The sequence below is a fragment of the Ancylobacter tetraedralis genome, from assembly GCF_014195655.1.
In the GTDB taxonomy this organism is placed as follows: Bacteria; Pseudomonadota; Alphaproteobacteria; order Rhizobiales; family Xanthobacteraceae; genus Ancylobacter; species Ancylobacter tetraedralis.
The window spans coordinates 488,818-511,058 of record NZ_JACICD010000002.1; the positions used below are offsets into that span (position 1 = coordinate 488,818).

Below are 22,241 nucleotides of genomic sequence, written 5' to 3' on the forward strand. Positions count from 1 at the left end.
TTGCCGCGTCTGCACTCGCGGCCTGCGCCGGCCCGGCCCGCGCCAGAATGCCGCGAAATCGGGCGCCATGGTCGGCGCGCCGCAGCCCTTGCGCGGCCGTTACTCCTCGCCCCCGCTTCCCACAGCGTGATAGCGGCGGCCGAAATAGATGAGCCCGCCCCGGCCGCCATCGGATGCCAGGTTGACCACTTCGCAGAACAGCACGTCATGCGTGCCCACCTCGACCGTCCGCGTGATGCGGCAGTCGAAGGCCGCCGGCGCGCCGACCAGCATGGGCGCCCCGGTCGCCGCGCGGCGCCAGTGCCCGGCCGTGAAGCGCTCGGCCGGCGGGGTGCCGCCGCCGAACAGCCGCGACAATTCCTCGTGCTCGGGCGCCAGCGTGTTGACGCAGAGCACGCCATTGGCGTGGAAGGTGGCCGCGGCGGACGAGCCCTTGTTGAGGCACACCAGCAGGGTCGGCGGGCTGTCGGTCACCGAGCACACCGCCGAGGCGGTGAACCCGTGGCGCCCGCCCGGCCCGTCGGTGGTGACGATGTTGACCGCCGCGCCGAGCCGCGCCATGGCGTCGCGATAATCCTGACGCGCCACCGGCGCCATCGCCCCGGTGGCTGCAGCCGTGCCGGTAGGCGCCAGCCCGGCCGGCGTGGTCCGGGGGGCGGGGTGCGGGTGCGGATTGCACGTCGCCATGGGCATGCTCCATGTTGAACCGGAAAGAGGAGCCGGGGTCGGACCGGCGTGAGGGGCAGAGGCGGGCCGGCGCGGCTCAGAATTCGCGCAGATTGTCCCGCAGCAGCTGGTGCTTGTATTCGCGGCGCACGAGGCCGCGCTGCTGCAGCTCCGGCACCAGCCCGTCGCAGATTTCCGCGATGTAGCGGCGCGAGACCCGCAGCACCGGCGTGGTGATGAGGAAGCCGTCGCCGCCCACCTCGTCCATCGCCGCGCCCATCTGCTCGGCGACCTGCGCCGGCGTGCCGATCAGCTCCATGGAGGAGACGAGGCCGCCGCCGCCCGCCGCCGCCAGCTGGCGCAGCGTCTTGCCCGAGCCCCATTGCTGGAACTTGTCGAGCGTGCCGGATTCGCCATTGGTGACGAGCTTTTCCGGCAGCGGCTTGTCGAGGTCGTACTGGGCGAAGTCGATCTCGGTGATGGCGGAGATGGAGATCAGCACGTCGGTGACGAAATTGTCCGACATGGTGACATTGTCGTAGCGCGCGCGCGCTTCCGCTTCGGTTTCGCCCAGGCTCGGGCAGATGCAGAAGAACACCTTGATCTCGTCCGGGTCGCGGCCGAGCTTCTCGGCGCGGGCGCGGATATCGGCGCGGAACGCCTTCATGCCCTCCACGCCATTGGCCACCGAGACGATGGCGTCGGCATGCCGGGCGGCGAAGTCGCGCCCGCGCGGGGAGGCGCCGGCCTGCAGGTAGACCGGGCGGCGCTGCGGCGAGGGCACGGTGTTGAGCGGGCCGCGCACCTGATAATAGGTGCCCTTGTGGTCGATGGTGTGAACCTTGGAGCCATCGGCATAGATGCCGTTCTTGCGGTCCAGCACCACCGCGTCGGGCTCCCACGAATCGAACAGCTTGCCGACCACTTCCATATATTCCTCGGCCATGGCGTAGCGGTCCTCGCGCGGGGGCAGCTTGTCCATGCCGAAATTCTTCGCCATCAGGTCCTCGGCCGAGGTGACGACGTTCCAGCCGAAGCGGCCCTTCGTCAGGCTGTCGATGGTGGAGGACAGCCGCGCCAGCATGAAGGGCGGGTAGGCCATGGTGGACAGGGTGGCGACCACGCCGAGATGCCGGGTCGCCATGCCCATCGCCACGGCGAGCGGGGCGGGATCGGCCTTCGGCACCATCATGGCGTGCTTGAGCGAGAGGTCGCGCGAGCCGCCATAGGTCTCCGGCACCATGAGCTTGTCCTCGATCATGATGAGATCGAAGCAGGCCCGCTCCAGCGACTGCGCCATCTCGACATAGAACTGGCCGTCCCACGGATTGCCGCCCTGGCCGAACGGCTCGCGCCATTCGTCGGGCGTGAAGTTCATGAACCAGGCGAGGTGGAAGCGCTTGTCGGCCATTGCGATCAGTCCTTCACGAGCGCCCGGGCGGGGGAGACGTCGCCGGGCAGGGAATTCGGGTCGGTGGAGGCGGGCGGGACGAGGGCGAGGCGCACCCGCTCGCGCTCGGTCTCGAAGCGCCGGCTTTCGCGCACGATCCGGCACTTGGCCTCGAAATCGGAGGCGATGGTGGCGCCGAAACGTTCGGGCGCCTGCGGGTCGCGGCGCGGCTTGTCGACGGCGATCACGCGGGTGCCGAGCAGGAAGGCCTCCGAGAGGTCGTGCGTGACCATGACGATGGTCATCGCGTTCTCCTCCCACAGGTCGCGCACCAGTTCGTGCATCGACCTGCGGGTGCCGGGGTCGAGCGCGCCGAACGGCTCGTCGAGCAGCAGCACCTTCGGCTTCAGGATCAGCGCCTGCGCCAGCGCCAGGCGCTGCTGCATGCCGCCGGAGAGCTGGGCGGGGTATTTATGCGCGGAATCGGCGAGGCCCACCCGCTCCAGCAGTGCCATGGCGCGCGCTTCCAGCTCGCGCCGGCGGGCGCCGAAGAAGCGCCCGAGGACAGGCGCGCCGGCCCATTGCGGGCCCAGCATCACATTGCCCAGCACGGTTCTGTGCGGGAACACCGAGTAACGCTGGAACACCACGCCGCGATCGGCGGTGGGCTCGGCCGCGATCGGCTCGCCGTCGATCAGAATGCGTCCGCGCGAGGGCTGCTCCTGGGAGAGCAGCATGCGCAGCAGCGTGGTCTTGCCGACGCCGGAGGGGCCGATGATGACGAGGAACTCGTGGTCGTCGAGCGCGAGATTGACGCGCTCCAGCACCACGCGGTCCTCATATTCCTTCCACACATTGTCGAGGATGATCGTGGTCATTCAGGCCGCCTTGATCCGGTCCCAGGGATAGGCGGCGGCCGCGAGCCTGCGCAGGCCGTAGTCCATGAGGAAAGCGAGCAGCGTGATCCAGGCGACATAAGGCAGGATCACGTCCATCGCGAGATAGCGCCGCACCAGGAAGATGCGGTAGCCGAGCCCGCCCTCGGCGGTGATCGCCTCCGCCGCGATGACGAACAGCCACGCCGCGCCAAGCGAGAGGCGCACGGAATCGATGAGGCGCGGCATCACCTGCGGCAGCACCACGCCGGCTATCATCTGCCATGTGTTGGCGCCGAGCGTCTGCGCCTTGATGATCTGCTCGGCGGGCAGGGAGGCGACGCGCAGCATCACGTCGCGGATGATGAAGGGCGCGATGCCGAACACGATCAGCACGATCTTGGAGACTTCGCCGAGGCCGAACAGGATGAACAGGATCGGCAGCACGGCAAGCGGGGGAATGAGCGAGAAGGCGGCGAAGAACGGTTCGAACGTGGCGCGAAGATAGGGGATGAAGCCGACCAATATGCCGAGCACCAGCCCGGCCAGCGCCGAGATGCCGAGCCCGAGGAACAGCCGCTGCAGGCTGAGCCAGGTGTCCCACCAGAACAGGTACTGATTGGTGGCCTTGTCGATCGTCGTGGCCAGGCGCGTCAGCGTCGCCCAGAAGGTGGCGAAGGCGGGCATCAGCTTGTCGTTCGGCTCGACCGCGAGCCGCGCATTCGAGGCGATCAGGTAGATCGCCAGAACCGCCACGAAGGGCAGGGCGGCGAGGATCACCCGCCCGCCGGCGCGGGGCGCATAATTGATGATGCGGCGCATGGTGTGGCCTCTACATTCCTCTCCCCGTCGGGGAGAGGTGGCCCGCGATGCGGGTCGTTGAGGGGGATGCCTGGCGGCGGCGGCGTGTCGATTCGCGTGTCCCGGTCCCGCGCAGGCGCAGCCGAAGCGCCGAGCCGGGATCCAGCGCATAACTCCGCCGCAGGCGCTTCTTCAGGATTCGGCGGCTTCGCCACGCTCCCGTGCTGGCCTCCGGACCGGCTTCGCTCGATGCGCGGCTTGTCCGGGGAACAGGGTCGGGGTTGCCGTCACAGCTTTCCGTCGGCGGCCTGCTTGGCGAAGGTCGCATTGATGCGGAACTTGATGTTGGCCTTGTCGCCCAGCACCGTGCCATCGGCCACTTCGATGCCGATCGAATCGACACTCGTGGCGCCCTGGCCGAACAGGCCCTGCTGGAAGCAGAAGGTGCGGATGCTGTTCCAGATCTTCGCGTTCTCGGCCGAGGTCAGGAAGGAATAGGCTTCGGCCGGCGTGTAGAAGAAGTGGGTGGTGTCGAGCTGGCTCTGCAGGCCGCCGGCATCGGTGCCCATGGCGCTGGTCATCACCGCGCGCATCTCCTCGGCCTTGGCGCCGCCCTCCTTGAGGATGCCGAGCGCCTCGTACCACGCGCCGGTCACCGCCCGCGCGAAGTCCGGATTGTCCTTGAGCACATCGGTCTTGCCGATGAACACGTCCATGATCTCGCCGGGGATCTGCGAGCTGTCGAACAGCTTGGTGGTGCCCTTGACCTTCAGCATGTCCTCGGTGAGCGGCTTCCACGACACGGCGTGCTTCATGTCGGGCTGCGAGACGAAGGCGGCGGAGACCTCGCTGTCGGAGATGTTCACCGTCTTGACCGAGGCCGGATCGACACCTTCCTTCTCCAGCGCGCGGTTGAGGAGATAGTGCGAGACGGAATATTGCAGCAGGTAGACGTCTTGCCCGGCAAAGTCCTTCACGCTCTTGGCGGTCTTCGACAGCACGATGTCGTTGCCGTTGGAATAATCGGTGATGAGAAAGACCGAGGTATCCACGCCGCCGGCGGCCGGCATGGTGAGGCCGTCCATGGAGGCGACGCCGACCGCGTCGATCTCGCCGGCGATGAACTGGTTCACCGAGCCGACATAGTCATTGGCCTGGATGATTTCGACATCGATGCCGTATTTGTCCGCCCACTTCTTCATGATGCCGGACTGTTTCAGATAGGCGAAGGGCATGAAGCCGATATAGACCGTGTAGGCGAGCTTGAAGTTCTTCTTGGGGGCGGCCTGGGCCGAACCCGGCAGGCCACCGGCGAGGGCCGCGGCGGTGAGGCCGGCGAACAGGGCGGCGGCCCTGAGGATGCGCTTCATGGGACGGGCTCCTGGTCGCGGAACGAAGATGTCGCGTTGCGGGCGGGACCAGGCTATTAAACGGGGACTTAATATCTGCTGCAAGCCTAACAAATGAGCACGCATAGCACATAGGCAAGGCAAAAAATCCGTAGTTCTACGGAGGGGACGAGCATGACCGCCATATCGGCTACAAGGTCGGCTGCAACGCCGGCCATCGCGATGGCCGCCACGGCCGACGCCAAGCCCGCGCGCAAGCGCCTGCAGCCGGCCGAGCGCCGCGCGATCATCCTGCAGACGGCGCTCAAGCTGTTCGCGCAGCAGCATTATTCGATCGTCACGGTGCGCGACATCGCGCAGGCGTGCGGCATCAATGTCGGGCTTCTCTACCACTATTTCGACAACAAGGACGACCTCGTGCGCCGCGCGCTCGGCCATGCGATCGAGCAGCTCGTGGTGAGCTACGAGGCGCGCCGGGCCGCCGGGCTGGAGCCGCTGGCGGAGATTCTCGCCTGGCTCGACACCCATATCGAGCTGGCCGCCACCCTTGAGCAGATGGTCAAGCTGATGGCGGACTATGCGAATTCCAACATCCGCGACGAGGAAATCGACGGGCTGATCGCCGGCTTCTATGACGGCGAGAAAAGGGTGCTGGAAGGCGCGCTGCGACGGGGGATCGAGGCCGGGCGGTTCGGTCCGCTCGACGTTCCGCGCGTTGCCCGACGCATCGGCCTCATGCTCGACGGCATCTTCTACGCCTCCGCCAGCCGGCGGGACGATCGCATCGAGGACGATATACGCGATCTCGCGGATCTGGTGGGCGGCATGCTCGGCGTGGGGGATGGCGCTGCGGCAGGGCATCGGGCGGAGCGGCGAAAAGAGCCGTAACCACACGGATATAGCTCACGGACTGGTGATTAGATGATTACCATCATGATATCCTAGCCTGCCGCCCGGAGCGCTAGGAAAAGGCCGCCCTCCTCGCACCGGGAAGCGAGAGGCGGCCGCATTTGCTGCGCCTCCTCATTCCCGAGGAGAGGGCTTCTCATGAAATTCACACTCAACGGAACCGAGCGGACGATCGACGCCGACGGCAACATGCCGCTCTTGTGGGCGATCCGCGACGTCGTCGGTCTCACCGGCACCAAGTTCGGCTGCGGCGCGGCGCTGTGCGGTGCCTGCACGGTGCATCTGGACGGAGCCCCCGTGCGCTCGTGCCAGACGTTCCTGTCCGACGTCGAGGGCAAGCACGTCACCACCATCGAAGGCGTCGCCGGCACCGGCAAGGTGGGCGAGGCCGTGGTCGCGGCGTGGCGCAAGCTCGACGTGGTGCAGTGCGGCTACTGCCAGTCCGGCCAGATCATGTCGGCCGTCGGCCTGCTCAGCGAGAACCGCAAGCCGACCGACGACGACATCGACGCGGCGATGGACGGCAATGTGTGCCGCTGCGCCACCTATCAGCGCATCCGCGCCGCCATTCACGAAGCTGCCTCCAACCTCGCGTGAGCGCCATGCACAACATCCAGCCGGCCGACTATGCACGGATGCTTGAGCGCCTCGCTCCCGCGTCCGCCACGCTCGACGCCCCTTCGCGCCGCGGATTCCTGAAGGCCGCGGCGGCGATTTCCGGCGCGCTGGTCATCGGGGTTCATCTCGGCCCCTCCGAGAGCCTCGCCGCCGCGATGGCCGACGGGCCGATGCCCAATGCCTTCGTGCGCATCGCCCCCGACAGCACCGTCACGGTACTGATCAAGCATCTCGACATGGGCCAGGGCACCACCACCGGCCTCACCACCATCGTCGCCGAGGAACTCGACGCCGACTGGAGCCAGATGCGCGCGGCCTTCGCGCCGGCCGACGCGCAGCTCTACAACAACCTGCTGTTCGGCCCCATCCAGGGCACGGGCGGCTCGACCTCCATCGCCAATAGCTGGGAACAGCTGCGCAAGGCCGGCGCCGCCGCGCGCCACATGCTGGTCGCCGCCGCCGCCGAGCAGTGGAAAGTGCCGGCGGGCAGCATCACCATCAACAAGGGTGTGATGACCAGCGGCAGCCACAGCGCACCGTTCGGCGCCTTCGCTCTGGCGGCAGCCAAGCAGCCGGTGCCCAAGGACGTGACGCTGAAGGACCCGAAGGACTTCCGGCTGATCGGCACCCGCCTGCCGCGCCTCGATTCCGCCGACAAGACCGACGGCAAGGCGGTCTATGCGCTCGACATCCGTCGTCCGGGCATGCTCACCGCGCTCATTCGCCGTCCCGACCGCTTCGGCGCCAAGGTGAAGAGTTTCGATGCGGCCGCCGCCAAAAAGGTGCCTGGCGTGGTCGATGTCGTCGCGGTGCCGAACGGCATCGCCGTGCTGGCGCAGAACACCTGGGCGGCGACCCAGGGCCGCGACGCGCTCACCGCCATCGAATGGGACGAGAGCGGCGCGGAGATGCGCGGCACGCCCGAACTGATGGCCGAATACAAGAAGCTCGCCGCCGCGCCCGGCGGCACGCCCGCCGCCCGCAGGGGCGACGCGGCCAAGGGGCTGGCCGGCGCGGCCAAGGTGATCGAGGCCGAGTTCGCCTTCCCCTATCTCGCCCACGCGCCGATGGAGCCGCTCAACTGCGTGATCGAGAAGACCGCGGACGGCGTCACCATCTGGACCGGCTCGCAGTTCCAGACCATCGAGCAGGCGGTAACGGCGGGCGTACTGGGGCTGAAGCCCGAGCAGGTGAAGATCGAGACGCTGTGGGCCGGCGGCTCGTTCGGACGGCGCGCCAACATCCCCGCCGACTATGTCGCCGAGGCCGCCACCATCCTCAAGGCCATTGACGGCAAGGCGCCGGTCCATCTCGTCTGGACCCGCGAGGACGACATCAAGGGCGGCTATTACCGCCCCATGTTCTACCACACGGTGCGGGCCGGCCTGACCGCCGACGGCAAGATCGCCGGCTGGCAGCAGCAGATCGTCGGCCAGTCCTTCATCATCGGCACGCCGTTCGAATCCTTCATCGTCAAGGAAGGCGTCGACGGCACCTCGGTGGAGGGGGCGGCGGATACCAACTACGCCATTCCCGACTTCGCGGTGGACCTCCACACCACAAAGGTGGGCGTGCCCACGCTCTGGTGGCGATCGGTCGGCCACACCCACACCGCGCAGGTGGTGGAGGTGATGATCGACGAACTGGCCCATGCCGCCGGCCGCGACCCGGTGGCGCTGCGCTTCGAACTGCTGAAGGACAAGCCGCGCCATGCCGCCGTGCTGAAGCTGCTGGCGGAAAAGGCCAATTGGGGCCCCAAGGCGGGGCCCGGCAAGGGGCGCGGCATCGCTCTGCATGAGAGCTTCAACACCGTGGTCGGCAGCGTGATCGACGTCTCGGTGGTCGATGGCAAGATCAAGGTCGACAAGGTGGTCTGCGCCGTGGATTGCGGCATCGCCATCAACCCGGACGTCATCGCCGCGCAGATCGAAGGCGGCGTCGGCTTCGGGCTCGGGGCGGCGCTGCATGACGAGATCACGATGGACAAGGGCGTGGTGGAGCAGGCGAATTTCGACAGCTACATCCCGCTGCGCATGTCCGAAATGCCGGTTGTGGAGGTGCATGTCGTGCCCTCCGCCAACGCGCCGACCGGCATCGGCGAGCCCGGCGTGCCGGGCGTCGCTCCGGCACTGTCCAACGCCATTTTTGACGCCACCGGCCAGCGGCTGCGCTCGTTGCCGTTCAAGCTGGAAGACTTCAAGGCGTAGGCCCTCGCCTCGGAGAGCCGGCATCGACAACGGAAAGGCCGGCGCAAGCCGGCCTTTTTCATGGCGCGGCGGATGGGCCGGCAACCACCGCCCGCAGCCCCTCCACCAGCGCATCGAACACCGCGCGGTAGCGCGCGCTTGCCTTGAGATCCTCGTGCATGACGATCCACACCGGCAAATCCAGCCCAAACGCCTCTGCCAGCACGGGGACGAGATCGGGGTCGCGCCGCGCGATTGCCTGCTGGCAGATGCCGATGCCGAAGCCGGCGCGGATCGCCGCGAGCTGGGCGAGGTCGCTGTCGGTGCGCAGCGCATAGGCGCCGCGCGCCAGCATCGGGAAAAGCTGCAGCGCGGCGCGGATGGCCGGCGTCTCCCGGTCGAAGCCGATCAGGTCGTGGCCGGCGAGATCCTCGAGGCTGGTCGGCAGGCCCTTGCGCGCGAGATAGCGGCGATGCGCGTGCAGGCCCACCCGCAAAGGCGGCAGGCGTTGCGCCAGCAGCGCGTCCTGCGTCGGCTCGACCATGCGCACGGCGATGTCGGCCGCGCGCTCCAGCACGTTCTCCACCGTGTTGGACAGCACCAGCTCGATCACCAGCCCGGGATGATCCGCTCGCAGCCGCGCGAGGATCGGCGGCAGGTGCTCGGCGCCCACCACGTCCGAGGCGGTGAGCCGCACCGTGCCGCGCACCTCGCCCGCCCGCGCGGAGGCCGTGCGCAGCAGCGCCGCCGAAGTGGCGGCGAGCGCGCGCGCATAGGGGCGCAGCTCCAGTGCTGCCTCGGTCGGGGCGAGGCCACGCTGCGTGCGCAGGAAAAGCTGCGCGCCGATCGCCCCTTCCAGCGCATCGAGATGGCGCGCCATTGTCGGCTGGGTCAGGCCAAGCCGACGTGCCGCGCCGGAGAGCGATCCCTCCTCCAGCACGGCGAGGAAGCTGCGATAGAGGTCCCAGCCCGGCTCGGTATTCATCCATTTAAGTATAGTAGACCCAGAATTTTATGCAATTTCGTGGAGTTCCGAACCGCGTCATCCTCCCCCATCGACATGAGGGAGGTTTCCATGAGAACGGCATTGGTGGTGGGCGCGGCGGGCGGCATTGGCGGCGAGGTGACGCTCGCCCTGGCGCGGCGCGGCTGGCGGGTTCGGGCACTGACGCGCAGCGGCGGGGCGCACGGCGACGGCATCGAGCCGGTGCGCGGCGACGCGCTGGAGGCGGACGATGTGCGCCGCGCGGCCGAGGGCGCCGCGCTCATCGTCCATGCCGTCAACCCGCCCGGCTATCGCCACTGGAACCGGCTGGTGCTGCCCATGCTGGACAATTCGCTGGCCGCCGCCCGCAGCACCGGCGCGCGCCTGCTTCTGCCCGGCACGGTCTATAATTACGGGCCGGAGGCTTTCCCGCTCGTCGACGAGGAGGCGCCGCAGTGCCCGCTCACCGTCAAGGGAGCGATCCGGGCGGAGATGGAGCGGCGGCTGGCCATGGCCGTGGCGGTGGGCGACATCACCGCGCTCATCGTGCGGGCGGGTGATTATTTCGGCCCGCGCGCGGGCAATAACTGGTTCGGGCAGGCGCTGGTGAAAGCGGGCACCCGGCCGCGCGCCATCACCTATCCCGGCCGGCCGGGCGTCGGCCATCAATGGGCCTATCTTCCCGATGTCGGCGAGACCATGGCGCGCCTCGCCGAGCGCGACGACCTGCCGGCCTTCGCCCGCTTCCACATGGATGGCCAGTGGGATGAGGACGGCACGGCGATGATCGGCGCCATCCGCGCCGCGCTCGGCGCGCCGCAAATGCCGGTGAAGAAACTGCCCTGGATGCTGATGCGGCTCGCCTCCCCCGTGGTGCCGCTGTTCCGCGAACTGAGCGAGATGGCCTATCTCTGGCGCGCGCCGGTGCGGCTCGACAATGCCCGGCTGGTCGCCACCCTCGGGGAGGAGCCGCGTACGCCACTCAACGAGGCGGTGCGGGCGACGCTCATCGGGCTCGGCTGTCTCGCCGCTGACCCTACCGTGGCGGCGGCCCGGGGCTGAGGGTCGGCAGGAATTCCGGCCCGCGACGGGCGAGAAACTCCACCAGCGCCGCCGCCGGCGGGGTGAGGCGCTTGGCCGAGCGCTTGACCACGAACCATTGGCGGATCTCCGGCAGCCCCTCCACGTCCAGCGTGGCGAGGCGCCCGTCGGCGACCTCGGCGGCAATGGTGTGGGCGGAGATGAAGGCAAGGCCCAGCCCCGCCATGACCGCCTGCTTGATCGTCTCGTTGGAGCCGATTTCCATCACGATTCGCGGCTCGATGCCCGATTCCTGAAAGAACCGCTCCATCAGCCCGCGCGTGCCCGAGCCCGGCTCGCGCGAGAGGAAGTTCGCGCTGGCGAGCGCCGCCGCCTTGATGCGCCGGCCGAGCAGGGGGTGGTCGGCCGGGGCGATGATGAGGTGGGGATGCGGGCCGATCAGGCTCTTGTCGACCTCGATATCGACCGGCGGCCGGCCCATGATGGCGAGGTCGACCCCGTCGCCGCGCAGCGCCGCGATCATCTCCTCGCGATTGCCCACCACCAGCGCGATGTCGATGCCCGGATGCAGCCGCGCGAAGGCGCCGAGCGCATTGGGCACGAAGTACTTCGCCGTCGACACCAGCCCGACCGAGACATGGCCGGACTTCAGCCCCTTCATCGCGTCGAGCGCCGCGCCGCAATCGGCCAGCGCGTGCTCGATGCGCAGGACCGCGGCGATCACCTCGCGCCCGGCCGCGCTCGGCTGGAAGCGCTCGCCCGCGCGGTCGAGCAGCGGCAGCCCCAGATGCTCTTCCAACTGCTGAATCTGCATCGTCACGGCCGGGGGCGTGACGTTGAGGCGCTTGGCCGCGGCGGTGACGGTGCCGGTATCGACGACCGCCGCGAGGGCGCGCAGCTGCTTGAGCGTGGCATTACGCATCTGGCATTACACTTCAGTTAAATTGAATGTGTCGCAAAGAATATTCGAATTTCCTTATGCCTACAACTCAGGCAGTGTCGGATCAACAAGAGGCGTCCGCCGCTTCGGGTTCCCCGCTCGAAGGCTCACGGAAACGACACGCCACAGGGCACAAGCCCTCGCCATAACTGGGGAAACGCCATGATACGCCCGACCTTGAGCGATCACCTCGCACGGTGGTCGCAGACCGATCCGTTGCGTCGCGACATTGCCGCGAGCGTCAACGCGCTCGCCGATGCCGGCCTGAAGATTTCCGAACTGCTGGCGGCCGGTCCGCTGGCCGGCGCGCTGGCCACGGTGCGCGGCTATCACGAGGACGGCGACAGCCAGAAGGAGCTGGACGTCATCGCCGACACGCTGCTCCGCGACGCCCTGCGCACGGCGCCGGTCGCGCTATACGGCTCGGAGGAGGCGGAGGCGTCCGAAATCCTCGATCCCGCCGGCACGCTCGCCGTGGCGGTCGATCCCCTGGACGGCTCGTCCAATATCGATGCCAATCTCACCGTCGGCACCATCTTCTCCATCCTGCCCCATACCGGGCCCGACGCGCTGCTGCAGCCGGGTGCCCGCCAGCTCGCGGCCGGCTTCCTGGTCTACGGGCCGCAGACCTCGCTGGTGCTCACCGTCGGCGAGGGCACGCAGATCTTCGTCCGCGATCCGGCCTCCGGCGCTTTCCTGCTGGCGGAAGCGAATGTGAGCGTGAAGCCCGAGACGACGGAATACGCCATCAACGGCTCGAACGAGCGGCACTGGGATTTCGCCGTGCGCTGCTATGTCGAGGATTGCCGTGCCGGCACTGACGGTCCGCGCGCCAAGGATTTCAACACGCGCTGGGTCGCCTCGATGGTGGCGGACGTCTACCGCATCCTGATGCGCGGCGGCGTCTATCTCTATCCCGGCGACGCGCGGCAGGGCTATTCGCACGGCCGGTTGCGGCTGGTCTACGAGGCCAACCCCGTCGCCTTCCTCATGCAGCAGGCGCAGGGCGCGGCGACCGATGGGGTGACGTCCATCCTCGACCTCCAGCCGACCCATCTGCACCAGCGCGTGCCGCTGGTGTTCGGCTCGCGCGCCGAGGTCGAGCGCATCGGCCGCTACCACCATGATTCCAGCGCCATGCCCGAGCGTTCGCCGCTGTTCGGCCGCCGCGGCCTGCTGCGCGCCTGAGGGGAGAGGAAGCGATGTCGATCCATCACCCCATCATTTCCGTCACCGGCTCCTCGGGCGCGGGCACCACCTCGGTGCGGCGCATCTTCGAGCAGATCTTCCGCCGCGAGAACGTGACCGCCGCCTATATCGAGGGCGATGCCTTCCATCGCTACGACCGCGCCGGCATGCGCGAGAGGATGGCCGAGGAGGCGGGGCGCGGAAACCACCATTACAGCCATTTCGGCCCCGATTCGAACCTGTTCGAGGAGCTGGAGGAAACCTTCCGCTCCTATTCCCGCACCGGCTCGGGCAAGACCCGCCACTATGTGCACGACGCCAAGGAGGCCGAGGAATTCGGCGGCCCGCCGGGCACCTTCACCGATTGGGAGCCGATCCCGACCCCGACCGACCTGTTGTTCTACGAGGGCCTGCACGGCGCCGTGATCAGCGGCAATGTGGATGTCGCGCGCTATGCCGACCTGAAGATCGGCGTGGTCCCGGTGATCAATCTCGAATGGATCCAGAAGATCCATCGTGACCGCTCGCATCGCGGCTATTCCACGGAGGCGGTGACCGACACCATCCTGCGGCGCATGCCCGATTACGTGAACTATATCTGCCCGCAATTCACCCACACTGACATCAACTTCCAGCGCGTGCCGACGGTCGACACCTCGAACCCGTTTATCGCGCGCTGGATCCCGACGGCCGACGAATCCATCGTCGTCATCCGCTTCAAGAGCCCGCGCGGCATCGATTTTCCCTACCTGCTCTCGATGATCCAGGGCTCGTGGATGTCCCGCGCCAACTCCATCGTCATCCCGGGCGGCAAGCTCGACATCGCGATGCAGCTGATCCTGACGCCGATGATCCTCAACCTCGTCGAAAAGAAGCGGCGCGCCGCGTGAGCCGGGAGACCACCATGCTCAACCGACCCAACGACCAGGCCTTTGGCGACCCGGCTGTCCGCGAGCCGGCCCTCGATGTCGAAGAGGCTCACGTCGACATGGCCAATGCCCTGCGCGCCCTCGCCATGGATGCGGTGGAACGCGCGAAGTCCGGCCATCCCGGCATGCCGATGGGCATGGCCGATGTCGCCACCGCGCTGTTCACCCGCTTCATGAAGGTCGATCCCTCGCGCCCCAACTGGGCCGACCGCGACCGCTTCATCCTCTCGGCCGGGCACGGCTCGATGCTGCTCTACGCGATCCACCATCTCATCGGCTATGCCGATATGGGGATCGACGAGATCAAGCGTTTCCGCCAGCTGGGTGCCGTGACCGCCGGCCACCCCGAATATGGCCACACGTTCGGGGTGGAGACCACCACCGGCCCGCTCGGCCAGGGGCTGACCACGGCGGTGGGCATGGCGCTCGCCGAGCGCATGATGAACGCGCGCTTCGGCGACGAGATCGTCGACCACCACACCTATGTCATCGCCGGCGATGGCTGCCTGATGGAGGGCATCAGCCACGAAGCCATCGACCTCGCCGGGCACCTGAAGCTGGGCAAGCTCATCGTGCTGTGGGACGATAACGGCATCTCCATCGACGGGCGCACCACGCTCTCCACCTCGACCGACCAGCTCGCCCGCTTCCGCGCGAGCGGCTGGGATGTCGCCTCGGTCGATGGCCACGCCTATCACGCGGTGGTCGACGCCATCGCTGAAGCGCGCCGCTCGGATCGGCCGAGCCTGATCGCCTGCCGCACCACGATCGGCTTCGGCGCGCCGACCAAGGCCGGCACCGAGGGCGCGCACGGCGCCCCGCTCGGCGCCACCGAAATCGAGGGTGCACGGCAACGGCTCGGCTGGAGCCATCCGCCCTTCGAGATCCCCGAGAATGTGCGCGCGGCCTGGCTGGGCGTGGCGACACGCGGACGGGCGGCGCGCGAAGACTGGGAGACACGGCTCGCCGCCTCCGGCCGCCGCGCGGAGTTCGAGGCGCGCATCGAGGGCGAACTGCCGGCCGATTTCGACGAGAAGCTCACCGCCTACAAGCGCGAGCTGTCGGAAACCCGGCCGAATGTCGCCAGCCGCAAGGCCTCGGAAATGGTGCTCGGCATCATCAACGCCGCCACCGACCTGACCTTGGGCGGCTCGGCCGACCTGACCCACTCCAACCTCACCCTGACCAAGGGGCTGGGCTCGGTGGCGCCGGGCGACTATGCCGGCCGCTACGTGCATTACGGCATCCGCGAACACGCGATGAGCGCCGTCATGAATGGGCTCGCGCTGCATGGTGGCTTCATCCCGTATGGCGGCACCTTCCTGGTGTTCTCCGATTATGCGCGGGGCGGCATCCGTCTCTCGGCGCTGATGGGCCAGCGGGTGGTCTATGTCTTCACCCACGATTCCATCGGGCTCGGCGAGGACGGGCCGACGCACCAGCCGGTCGAGCATCTCGCCATGCTGCGGGCGACGCCGAACCTGCACGTGTTCCGCCCCGCCGACGCGGTGGAGACGCTGGAAGCCTGGCAGCTGGCCCTGCATGCGGAGGGCACGCCCTCGGTGCTGGCGCTGTCGCGGCAGAACCTGCCGACCTTCCGCACCGAGCACACGGACGAGAACCTCACCGGCTACGGCGCCTATGTCGCGCGCAAGCCCAAGCGCCGGCGCGACGTGACGCTGCTCGCCACGGGGTCGGAAGTGGAGATCGCCTTCCGGGCGGCCGACATGCTGGCGCTGCGCGATGTCGATGCGGCCGTGGTCTCCATGCCGTGCTGGGAACTGTTCGAGACGCAGAGCGCGGACTATCGCCGGCAGGTGCTCGGCACCGCCCCGCGCGTCGCCGTCGAGGCCGCCGCGCGGCTCGGCTGGGACCGCTGGATCGGCGAACGCGGCCGCTTCGTCGGCATGAACGGCTTCGGCGCCTCGGCGCCGGCACCCGAGCTTTACCAGCATTTCGGCATCACGCCCGCAGGGGTGGTCGACGCCGTCTGCGACATCCTCACCTGCGCCTGAGCCTGAGGAGAACCCCAATGGCCCGCATCACCCTTCGCCAGCTGCTCGACCACGCCGCCGAGCACGGCTACGGCGTCCCCGCCTTCAACATCAACAACATGGAGCAGGGCCTCGCCATTCTGGAGGCGGCTTCCGCGGTCGACGCGCCCGTCATCATGCAGGCAAGCCGCGGCGCGCGCTCCTATGCCGGCGACGTCATGCTCTCGCGCATGATCGAGGCGCTGACCGAAATGTACCCGGCGATCCCGATCTGCATGCATCAGGACCACGGGAACAACGAGGCGACCTGCCTCTCCGCCATCCAGCACGGCTTTACCTCGGTCATGATGGACGGCTCGCTCAAGGCGGACGCCAGGACGCCGGCGGATTACGACTACAACGTCACTATTACCCGCCGCGTGGTCGACGCCGCGCACTGGGTCGGCGCCTCGGTCGAGGGCGAACTCGGCGTGCTCGGCTCGCTGGAGAGCGGGGCCGGCGAACAGGAGGACGGGCACGGCGCGGAAGGCGCGCTGAGCCACGACCAATTGCTCACCGATCCGGCCCAGGCGGTCGAGTTCGTCGCCGCGACCCGGGTCGACGCGCTCGCCATCGCCATGGGCACCTCGCACGGCGCCTACAAGTTCTCGCGCAAGCCGGATGGCGACATCCTCGCCATGCATGTGATCGAGGAAATCCATAGCCGGCTGCCGAACGTGCATCTGGTCATGCACGGCTCCTCCTCGGTGCCGCAGGCGCTGCAGGACCTGTTCAACGCCTCGGGTGGCGAGATGCCCCAGACCTGGGGCGTGCCGGTGGAGGAGATCGTGCGCGGCATCCGGCACGGGGTGCGCAAGGTCAATATCGATACCGATTGCCGGCTCGCCATGACCGCGCAGTTTCGCAAGGTCGCCACCGGATCGGTCTCCGAGTTCGACCCGCGCAAGTTCCTGAAACCCGCCATGGACGCGATGCGCGACCTGTGCCGCGAGCGCTTCGAGCAGTTTGGCACGGCGGGACAGGCCTCGAAGATCACTCCCCTGCCGCTGGCGGCGATGGCCAAGCGCTATGCCTCGGGCGCGCTCGATCCAGTGATCGGCGGCGCCCGCGCCGCGGCGGAATGAGTTTCACACGGGGCTCTCCCTCGCCTGGCCCATCGGGCCGATCTCGCCCCGCCGGGCCGAGATGAGCGGAGGCCTCCGGCACCTTCGGCCCCCGGGGCGGAGGGATGGGGTGAGGGGCCATGCGCCCCGCGCCTTCCCGACAAAGCTAAGCGGCGCGGGCCCGTACCCGGCCCTCACAATGGAGCGAGAGCGATGAACGCCATCGACAAGACCACCGCCACCGAGACGCCGCGCAGCCGCTACAGTGCCGGTGTCATGGAATACCGCAAGATGGGCTACTGGGAGCCCGATTACGAGCCCAAGGACACGGACGTCATCGCCCTGTTCCGGGTGACCCCGCAGGACGGCGTCGACCCGATCGAGGCCTCGGCGGCGGTGGCGGGCGAGAGCTCCACGGCGACCTGGACGGTGGTGTGGACCGACCGCCTCACCGCGCACGACAAGTACCGCGCCAAGTGCTACCGGGTCGATCCGGTGCCGAACGCGCCGGGCCAGTGGTTTGCCTATATCGCCTATGATCTCGACCTGTTCGAGAACGGCTCGATCGCCAACCTCTCGGCCTCGATCATCGGCAATGTGTTCGGCTTCAAGCCGCTCAAGGCGCTGCGCCTCGAGGACATGCGCCTGCCGGTCGCCTATGTGAAGACCTTCGACGGCCCGGCCACCGGCATCGTGGTGGAGCGCGAGCGGCTCGACAAGTTCGGCCGGCCGCTGCTCGGCGCCACGGTGAAGCCCAAGCTCGGCCTCTCCGGCCGCAACTATGGCCGCGTGGTCTATGAGGCGCTGAAGGGCGGGCTCGACTTCACCAAGGACGACGAGAACATCAACTCGCAGCCCTTCATGCACTGGCGCGACCGCTTCCTCTACTGCATGGAGGCCGTGAACAAGGCGCAGGCGCAGACCGGCGAGATCAAGGGCACCTATCTCAACGTGACCGCCGCCACCATGGAGGACATGTACGAGCGCGCCGAATTCGCCAAGAGCCTCGGCTCCAGCATCGTGATGATCGACCTGATCATCGGCTACACGGCGATCCAGTCCATGGCGAAGTGGGCGCGCCGCAATGACATGATCCTGCATCTGCACCGTGCCGGCCACTCCACCTATACGCGGCAGAAGAACCACGGCGTGTCGTTCCGCGTCATCACCAAGTGGATGCGCCTCGCCGGTGTCGACCACATTCACGCGGGCACCGTGGTCGGCAAGCTGGAGGGCGACCCCCACACGACCCGGGGCTATTACGACCTGTGCCGAGAGGATTTCGTGCCGCAGAACCTCGCGCACGGCATCTTCTTCGACCAGCCCTGGGCCTCCACCCGCAAGCTGATGCCGGTGGCCTCCGGCGGCATCCATGCCGGCCAGATGCACCAGCTCATCGACCTGCTCGGCGAGGACGTGGTGCTGCAGTTCGGCGGCGGCACGATCGGCCATCCCATGGGCATCCAGGCCGGCGCCACCGCCAACCGCGTCGCGCTGGAATGCATGATCCTCGCCCGCAACGAGGGCCGCGACATCGTGCACGAGGGGCCGGAAATCCTGCAGCAGGCCGCCCGCCACTGCCTGCCGCTGAAGCAGGCGCTGGAGACCTGGAAGGACGTGACCTTCAACTACACCTCCACCGACACGCCCGACTTCGTGCCGCAGGCCACCGCCGCGGAGTGAGCCGTCCCTTGCCGTCCCGGACGCGCATGCAGCGCGATCCGGGACCGTGGGATGCCCTTGGAACCCCATCCCGGCCCGGCCTCTGGTCGCGCGGGACGAAGAGCGAGACACCACCATGCGCCTTACCCAGGGAGCTTTCTCCTTCCTGCCGGACCTCACGGACCAGCAGATCACCCGCCAGGTGCAGTACTGCATCGACAATGGCTGGGCGGTGAATATCGAGTTCACCGACGATCCCCACCCGCGCAACTCCTATTGGGAGCTGTGGGGCCAGCCCATGTTCGACGTGCGCGACGCCGCCGGCGTCATGTTCGAGCTGAACGAGTGCCGCAAGGCGCACAAGGGCCAGCATTACATCCGGGTGAGCGCCTTCGATTCCACCCATACCTGGGAATCGCTGCGCCTCTCCTTCATCACCGACCGCCCCGCCGACGAGCCCGGCTTCACGCTGGAGCGGCAGGAGGTCGAGGGCCGCTCGATCCGCTACACCACCCGCGCCTATGCGGCGAACCGCCCGGAGGGCGCGCGCTACTAGGCGGATCCCTCCTGCGTTTTCGCGGCGCGGTGCCAGTCCGCCGCGAACACGCTCCCCCATCCGTCGGTCTCCCTCTACTCCCCCGACGGAACTATCGCGGTCGACCTGTTTCCTCCCCGACCGCGAGGGACCGGCTCTGGAATGCCGCGCCCGGAGCCGGTCCCCCTTTCTTTTCCCCGACGAAACGCGGGAGTTCTCGCCATGGATGCCGTCACCGACGCCCCGTCTGCCGACGCCCGGCCTTTTGAAAATGTGGTTCGTCCGCCCGACGCGATCGACCTCAGGGCCGAGTTCGTCGAGAGTGGCCTCGCCGCCGTGCTGGAGGAGCTCGACACCGACCTCGTCGGCCTCGGCCCGGTCAAGCGCCGCCTGCGGGAGATCGGCGCGCTGCTGCTGGTGGACCGCGCCCGCGCCCGCTTCGGCCTGCAGGCGGTGAGCCCGACCCTGCACATGAGCTTCACCGGCAATCCGGGGACGGGCAAGACGACCGTGGCGCTGCGCATGGCGCAGATCCTCCACCGGCTCGGCTATGTCCGCAAAGGCCATCTCGTCACCGTCACGCGCGACGACCTGGTGGGCCAGTATATCGGCCATACCGCGCCCAAGACGAAGGATGTGCTCAAGCGCGCCATGGGCGGCGTCCTGTTCATCGACGAGGCCTATTATCTCTACCGCCCCGAGAACGAGCGCGACTATGGGCAGGAGGCGATCGAGATCCTCTTGCAGGTCATGGAGAACCAGCGCGACGACCTTGTGGTCATCCTCGCCGGCTATTCCGACCGCATGGAGCGCTTCTTCACCGCCAATCCCGGCTTCCGCTCGCGCGTCGCCCACCATATCGACTTCCCCGATTATTCCGGCGAGGAACTGGAGGCGATCGGCGGGCGCATTCTGGGCGGCATGAACTACACGCTGAGCCCCGACGCGGAAGAAGCCTTCCACCGCTATGTCGACCTGCGGATGAAGCAGCCACATTTCGCCAATGGCCGCTCCGTCCGCAACGCGCTCGACCGCGCGCGGCTGCGGCAGGCCAACCGCCTGTTCAATGGGGACCGGCCGGTGACGGTACGGGACCTCACGACGATCGAGGCCGAGGATATCCTCTCCAGCCGGGTGTTCTCCGGCGGCATCGACAGCTACCCGCCGCTGAAGCCGTGATCGCGCCGTCATAGGTTTCCTCTCCCCATTGGGGAGAGGTGGCCCGCGAAGCGGGTCGGCGAGGGGTTTTGCGGTCGCGGAGCGGCGCCCCCTCACCCCGCCCTTCTCCCCGACGGGGAGAGGGAAACTGTGGCTTTGCACGCCGCCCGATCAGCCAAGGAAAGTCCCATGACGCTCATCGCCCCCTCCATGCTGGCTTCGGACTTCGCCCGTTTCGGCGAGGAGGTGCGCGACGTGGTCGCGGCCGGCGCCGACTGGATCCATCTCGATGTGATGGACGGCCATTTCGTGCCGAACATCACCTTCGGGCCCGATGTCATCAAGGCAATCCGGCCCTGCACCGACAAGGTGTTCGACGTGCATCTGATGATCGAGCCGGTCGAGCCCTATATCGAGGCCTTCGCCAAGGCGGGGGCCGACGTCATCACCGTGCAGGCGGAGGCCACAAACCATCTCGACCGCTGCCTCCAGCTCATCCGCTCGCTCGGCAAGAAGGCCGGCGTGGCGCTGAACCCGGCGACGCATGAGAGCGCGGTGGCCTATGTGCTGGACAAGGTGGATCTCATCCTGCCCATGACGGTCAATCCCGGTTTCGGCGGGCAGGCCTTCATCGCCGACGTGATCCCGAAGGTGCATCGGCTGCGGGCGATGATCGGCGGCCGGCCGATCCATATCGAGATCGACGGCGGGGTGAACCCCGAGACGGCAGGGCTCTGCGTCGAGGCCGGCGCCGATGTGCTGGTGGCCGGCTCGGCCGTGTTCAAGGGCGGACGCGACGCCTATCGCGCCAATATCGCGGCGATCCGCGCCACCTGCGACAGGTCCAGCCGGGCGGCGTGACCGCGCGCCCGCGCCCGGCCTGGCTCGGTTCGGTGCGGCACGCTCAGCGCAGCGCGTCCTCGGTCACGGTGAGGATCAGGATGTTCCGGGCGCTGTCGGGAATGGAGGGCGAACTGCGCACCTCCAGGCTGAGCGCGGGGCGTTTGGCCTGCACCAGTGCTGCAAGCTTCTTCGCCATCGCCTCGGCGCTGGGATTGAAGGAGAGCGTGTTGCTGGTCGGGTTGGCGACGCCCGCATCGGAAATCAGCACTTCGAACCCGGCCGATTTCAGCGCGCTGGTGAACTGATCGACCTTGGCCGGCGGCACCGAGGCGGTGGGGGCGAACACGCGCACGATATAGCCTGCGCCGGGGCCGGACGGCTTGGGCGGCGCGGCGGCCGCCTCCGGCTCCGCGGGCGCCGGTGCCGGCGGCGGGGCCGGGGAAGCGGCGGGCGCCGGCGGGGCGGCCGGGGGGCTGGCACTGGCGGTGGCCACCGGCGGCGCGGCGGGGATATCGGCGACCTTGTCCTCCAGCGCGGCGAAGGCCATGCGCAGGCTGGCCACCTCGGCTTGCAGGGAGGTCAACTGGTTGTTGAGCGTCACCGCCTGAAACAGGCCGAGCGCCAGCATCACGACCAGCAAGAGCACGCTGGCGACGATGCCCGCCGTCAGTCCCGGCGCATGCGCGCGGGCCGCCTCGGGACGCCGCCCGGCGGCCGCCTCGGGACGGCGGGTCTCGTTGACCAGCCGGCGGTTCTCGATCTCCAGGCGGCGCATGTCGACCTTGAGCCGCTCGATCTCGACCCAGCGATGGAAGGCCTCGGGATCCTCCGGCGGCCCCTTGCGCGCCGCGGCGGCGGCTGTCGTGCGGGACGTGGCCTGTGTCGAGGGGCTGGCCGCGGGCTCAGTACCGGGAGCGCTGGCCGGCGAGGGCCTTGCCGCCGTGCCATGGCGCCCGGCATTGGCCGACGACATGAACTCCTGCAGCGTCGGTTCGCGCTTATCCATGCTGTGCTCCCAAGACGCTGTGCTCCCAAGACGACCGCTTCCCGGCGGCTTCTCCCCGCAGCG

Annotated in this window: 20 protein-coding genes; 12 read left to right on the forward strand and 8 right to left on the reverse strand. The window is 68.3% G+C overall.

Annotated elements, in window-relative coordinates:
* Nucleotides 1-99 precede the first annotated feature (99 nt).
* The 5 genes from FHS55_RS07595 to FHS55_RS07615 form a co-directional block, all read right to left on the reverse strand.
* Nucleotides 100-597 carry a flavin reductase gene (locus FHS55_RS07595; RefSeq protein WP_183189269.1) on the reverse strand — a complete coding sequence of 166 codons (498 nt, stop codon included), beginning with the start codon at nt 595-597 and terminating at the stop codon, nt 100-102.
* A gap of 166 nt (nt 598-763) precedes the next feature.
* Nucleotides 764-2,077 carry an NtaA/DmoA family FMN-dependent monooxygenase gene (locus FHS55_RS07600; RefSeq protein ID WP_183189081.1) on the reverse strand — a complete coding sequence of 438 codons (1,314 nt, stop codon included), beginning with the start codon at nt 2,075-2,077 and terminating at the stop codon, nt 764-766.
* Between the two features lie 5 nt (nt 2,078-2,082).
* Complete coding sequence (locus FHS55_RS07605) at nt 2,083-2,934, reverse strand: ABC transporter ATP-binding protein (protein ID WP_183189082.1); 852 nt, start codon at nt 2,932-2,934, stop codon at nt 2,083-2,085.
* The gene (locus FHS55_RS07610; protein WP_183189083.1) at nt 2,935-3,753 is read right to left on the reverse strand and encodes an ABC transporter permease; all 819 of its coding nucleotides are present in this window, start codon (nt 3,751-3,753) and stop codon (nt 2,935-2,937) included.
* Nucleotides 3,754-4,019: 266 nt separating this feature from the next.
* Nucleotides 4,020-5,102 carry a putative urea ABC transporter substrate-binding protein gene (locus FHS55_RS07615; RefSeq protein WP_183189084.1) on the reverse strand — a complete coding sequence of 361 codons (1,083 nt, stop codon included), beginning with the start codon at nt 5,100-5,102 and terminating at the stop codon, nt 4,020-4,022.
* Nucleotides 5,103-5,255: 153 nt separating this feature from the next.
* Here FHS55_RS07615 and FHS55_RS07620 point away from each other — a divergent pair, with 153 nt between their 5' ends.
* From FHS55_RS07620 to FHS55_RS07630, 3 genes are all read left to right on the forward strand, one after another.
* Complete coding sequence (locus FHS55_RS07620) at nt 5,256-5,969, forward strand: TetR/AcrR family transcriptional regulator (protein WP_246339918.1); 714 nt, start codon at nt 5,256-5,258, stop codon at nt 5,967-5,969.
* Nucleotides 5,970-6,128: 159 nt separating this feature from the next.
* Nucleotides 6,129-6,587, forward strand: a complete 459-nt coding sequence (locus tag FHS55_RS07625) for a (2Fe-2S)-binding protein (protein ID WP_183189085.1) — start codon at nt 6,129-6,131, stop codon at nt 6,585-6,587.
* 5 nt (nt 6,588-6,592) lie between these two features.
* The gene (locus FHS55_RS07630) at nt 6,593-8,815 is read left to right on the forward strand and encodes a xanthine dehydrogenase family protein molybdopterin-binding subunit (protein WP_183189086.1); all 2,223 of its coding nucleotides are present in this window, start codon (nt 6,593-6,595) and stop codon (nt 8,813-8,815) included.
* Nucleotides 8,816-8,873: 58 nt separating this feature from the next.
* Here FHS55_RS07630 and FHS55_RS07635 read toward each other — a convergent pair whose 3' ends face one another.
* Nucleotides 8,874-9,779 (reverse strand): LysR family transcriptional regulator, encoded by a 906-nt coding sequence (locus FHS55_RS07635; RefSeq protein WP_183189087.1) that lies wholly within the window; start codon nt 9,777-9,779, stop codon nt 8,874-8,876.
* A 90-nt stretch (nt 9,780-9,869) separates the two neighbouring features.
* Between FHS55_RS07635 and FHS55_RS07640 the strand changes: the two genes are divergently transcribed.
* Nucleotides 9,870-10,841 (forward strand): NAD-dependent epimerase/dehydratase family protein, encoded by a 972-nt coding sequence (locus FHS55_RS07640; protein WP_246339919.1) that lies wholly within the window; start codon nt 9,870-9,872, stop codon nt 10,839-10,841.
* Here the strand turns inward: FHS55_RS07640 and FHS55_RS07645 are convergent.
* Nucleotides 10,816-11,742, reverse strand: a complete 927-nt coding sequence (locus FHS55_RS07645) for a LysR family transcriptional regulator (protein WP_183189089.1) — start codon at nt 11,740-11,742, stop codon at nt 10,816-10,818. The two genes, FHS55_RS07640 and FHS55_RS07645, sit on opposite strands and share 26 nt — an antisense overlap.
* Nucleotides 11,743-11,922: 180 nt before the next feature.
* Here FHS55_RS07645 and FHS55_RS07650 point away from each other — a divergent pair, with 180 nt between their 5' ends.
* From FHS55_RS07650 to rpe, 8 genes are all read left to right on the forward strand, one after another.
* Complete coding sequence (locus tag FHS55_RS07650; RefSeq protein ID WP_183189090.1) at nt 11,923-12,948, forward strand: class 1 fructose-bisphosphatase; 1,026 nt, start codon at nt 11,923-11,925, stop codon at nt 12,946-12,948.
* A gap of 14 nt (nt 12,949-12,962) precedes the next feature.
* Nucleotides 12,963-13,838, forward strand: a complete 876-nt coding sequence (locus tag FHS55_RS07655; protein WP_183189091.1) for a phosphoribulokinase — start codon at nt 12,963-12,965, stop codon at nt 13,836-13,838.
* Between the two features lie 98 nt (nt 13,839-13,936).
* Nucleotides 13,937-15,892, forward strand: coding sequence for a transketolase (gene tkt, locus FHS55_RS07660; RefSeq protein WP_246339978.1), 1,956 nt, complete (start codon nt 13,937-13,939; stop codon nt 15,890-15,892).
* A 17-nt stretch (nt 15,893-15,909) separates the two neighbouring features.
* Nucleotides 15,910-16,995, forward strand: coding sequence for a class II fructose-bisphosphate aldolase (gene fba, locus FHS55_RS07665; RefSeq protein ID WP_183189093.1), 1,086 nt, complete (start codon nt 15,910-15,912; stop codon nt 16,993-16,995).
* A gap of 192 nt (nt 16,996-17,187) precedes the next feature.
* Nucleotides 17,188-18,657 carry a form I ribulose bisphosphate carboxylase large subunit gene (locus tag FHS55_RS07670; RefSeq protein ID WP_183189094.1) on the forward strand — a complete coding sequence of 490 codons (1,470 nt, stop codon included), beginning with the start codon at nt 17,188-17,190 and terminating at the stop codon, nt 18,655-18,657.
* A gap of 115 nt (nt 18,658-18,772) precedes the next feature.
* Nucleotides 18,773-19,192 carry a ribulose bisphosphate carboxylase small subunit gene (locus FHS55_RS07675; protein ID WP_183189095.1) on the forward strand — a complete coding sequence of 140 codons (420 nt, stop codon included), beginning with the start codon at nt 18,773-18,775 and terminating at the stop codon, nt 19,190-19,192.
* 201 nt (nt 19,193-19,393) lie between these two features.
* Complete coding sequence (gene cbbX, locus FHS55_RS07680; protein ID WP_183189096.1) at nt 19,394-20,350, forward strand: CbbX protein; 957 nt, start codon at nt 19,394-19,396, stop codon at nt 20,348-20,350.
* A 168-nt stretch (nt 20,351-20,518) separates the two neighbouring features.
* Nucleotides 20,519-21,190, forward strand: a complete 672-nt coding sequence (gene rpe / locus FHS55_RS07685) for a ribulose-phosphate 3-epimerase (protein ID WP_183189097.1) — start codon at nt 20,519-20,521, stop codon at nt 21,188-21,190.
* Between the two features lie 43 nt (nt 21,191-21,233).
* Here rpe and FHS55_RS07690 read toward each other — a convergent pair whose 3' ends face one another.
* Nucleotides 21,234-22,178 carry a hypothetical protein gene (locus FHS55_RS07690; RefSeq protein ID WP_183189098.1) on the reverse strand — a complete coding sequence of 315 codons (945 nt, stop codon included), beginning with the start codon at nt 22,176-22,178 and terminating at the stop codon, nt 21,234-21,236.
* Between the last annotated feature and the right edge of the window lie 63 nt (nt 22,179-22,241).

What these genes read in the sequence shown, in the direction of transcription:
- FHS55_RS07595 (WP_183189269.1), bottom strand. Translation starts at nt 597, where the DNA reads ATGGCGCCGGTGGCGCGTCAGGATTATCGCGACGCCATGGCGCGGCTC.
- FHS55_RS07600 (WP_183189081.1), bottom strand. Translation starts at nt 2,077, where the DNA reads ATGGCCGACAAGCGCTTCCACCTCGCCTGGTTCATGAACTTCACGCCC.
- FHS55_RS07605 (WP_183189082.1), bottom strand. Translation starts at nt 2,934, where the DNA reads ATGACCACGATCATCCTCGACAATGTGTGGAAGGAATATGAGGACCGC.
- FHS55_RS07610 (WP_183189083.1), bottom strand. Translation starts at nt 3,753, where the DNA reads ATGCGCCGCATCATCAATTATGCGCCCCGCGCCGGCGGGCGGGTGATC.
- FHS55_RS07615 (WP_183189084.1), bottom strand. Translation starts at nt 5,102, where the DNA reads ATGAAGCGCATCCTCAGGGCCGCCGCCCTGTTCGCCGGCCTCACCGCC.
- FHS55_RS07620 (WP_246339918.1), top strand. Translation starts at nt 5,256, where the DNA reads ATGACCGCCATATCGGCTACAAGGTCGGCTGCAACGCCGGCCATCGCG.
- FHS55_RS07625 (WP_183189085.1), top strand. Translation starts at nt 6,129, where the DNA reads ATGAAATTCACACTCAACGGAACCGAGCGGACGATCGACGCCGACGGC.
- FHS55_RS07630 (WP_183189086.1), top strand. Translation starts at nt 6,593, where the DNA reads ATGCACAACATCCAGCCGGCCGACTATGCACGGATGCTTGAGCGCCTC.
- FHS55_RS07635 (WP_183189087.1), bottom strand. Translation starts at nt 9,779, where the DNA reads ATGAATACCGAGCCGGGCTGGGACCTCTATCGCAGCTTCCTCGCCGTG.
- FHS55_RS07640 (WP_246339919.1), top strand. Translation starts at nt 9,870, where the DNA reads ATGAGAACGGCATTGGTGGTGGGCGCGGCGGGCGGCATTGGCGGCGAG.
- FHS55_RS07645 (WP_183189089.1), bottom strand. Translation starts at nt 11,742, where the DNA reads ATGCGTAATGCCACGCTCAAGCAGCTGCGCGCCCTCGCGGCGGTCGTC.
- FHS55_RS07650 (WP_183189090.1), top strand. Translation starts at nt 11,923, where the DNA reads ATGATACGCCCGACCTTGAGCGATCACCTCGCACGGTGGTCGCAGACC.
- FHS55_RS07655 (WP_183189091.1), top strand. Translation starts at nt 12,963, where the DNA reads ATGTCGATCCATCACCCCATCATTTCCGTCACCGGCTCCTCGGGCGCG.
- tkt (WP_246339978.1), top strand. Translation starts at nt 13,937, where the DNA reads ATGGCCAATGCCCTGCGCGCCCTCGCCATGGATGCGGTGGAACGCGCG.
- fba (WP_183189093.1), top strand. Translation starts at nt 15,910, where the DNA reads ATGGCCCGCATCACCCTTCGCCAGCTGCTCGACCACGCCGCCGAGCAC.
- FHS55_RS07670 (WP_183189094.1), top strand. Translation starts at nt 17,188, where the DNA reads ATGAACGCCATCGACAAGACCACCGCCACCGAGACGCCGCGCAGCCGC.
- FHS55_RS07675 (WP_183189095.1), top strand. Translation starts at nt 18,773, where the DNA reads ATGCGCCTTACCCAGGGAGCTTTCTCCTTCCTGCCGGACCTCACGGAC.
- cbbX (WP_183189096.1), top strand. Translation starts at nt 19,394, where the DNA reads ATGGATGCCGTCACCGACGCCCCGTCTGCCGACGCCCGGCCTTTTGAA.
- rpe (WP_183189097.1), top strand. Translation starts at nt 20,519, where the DNA reads ATGACGCTCATCGCCCCCTCCATGCTGGCTTCGGACTTCGCCCGTTTC.
- FHS55_RS07690 (WP_183189098.1), bottom strand. Translation starts at nt 22,178, where the DNA reads ATGGATAAGCGCGAACCGACGCTGCAGGAGTTCATGTCGTCGGCCAAT.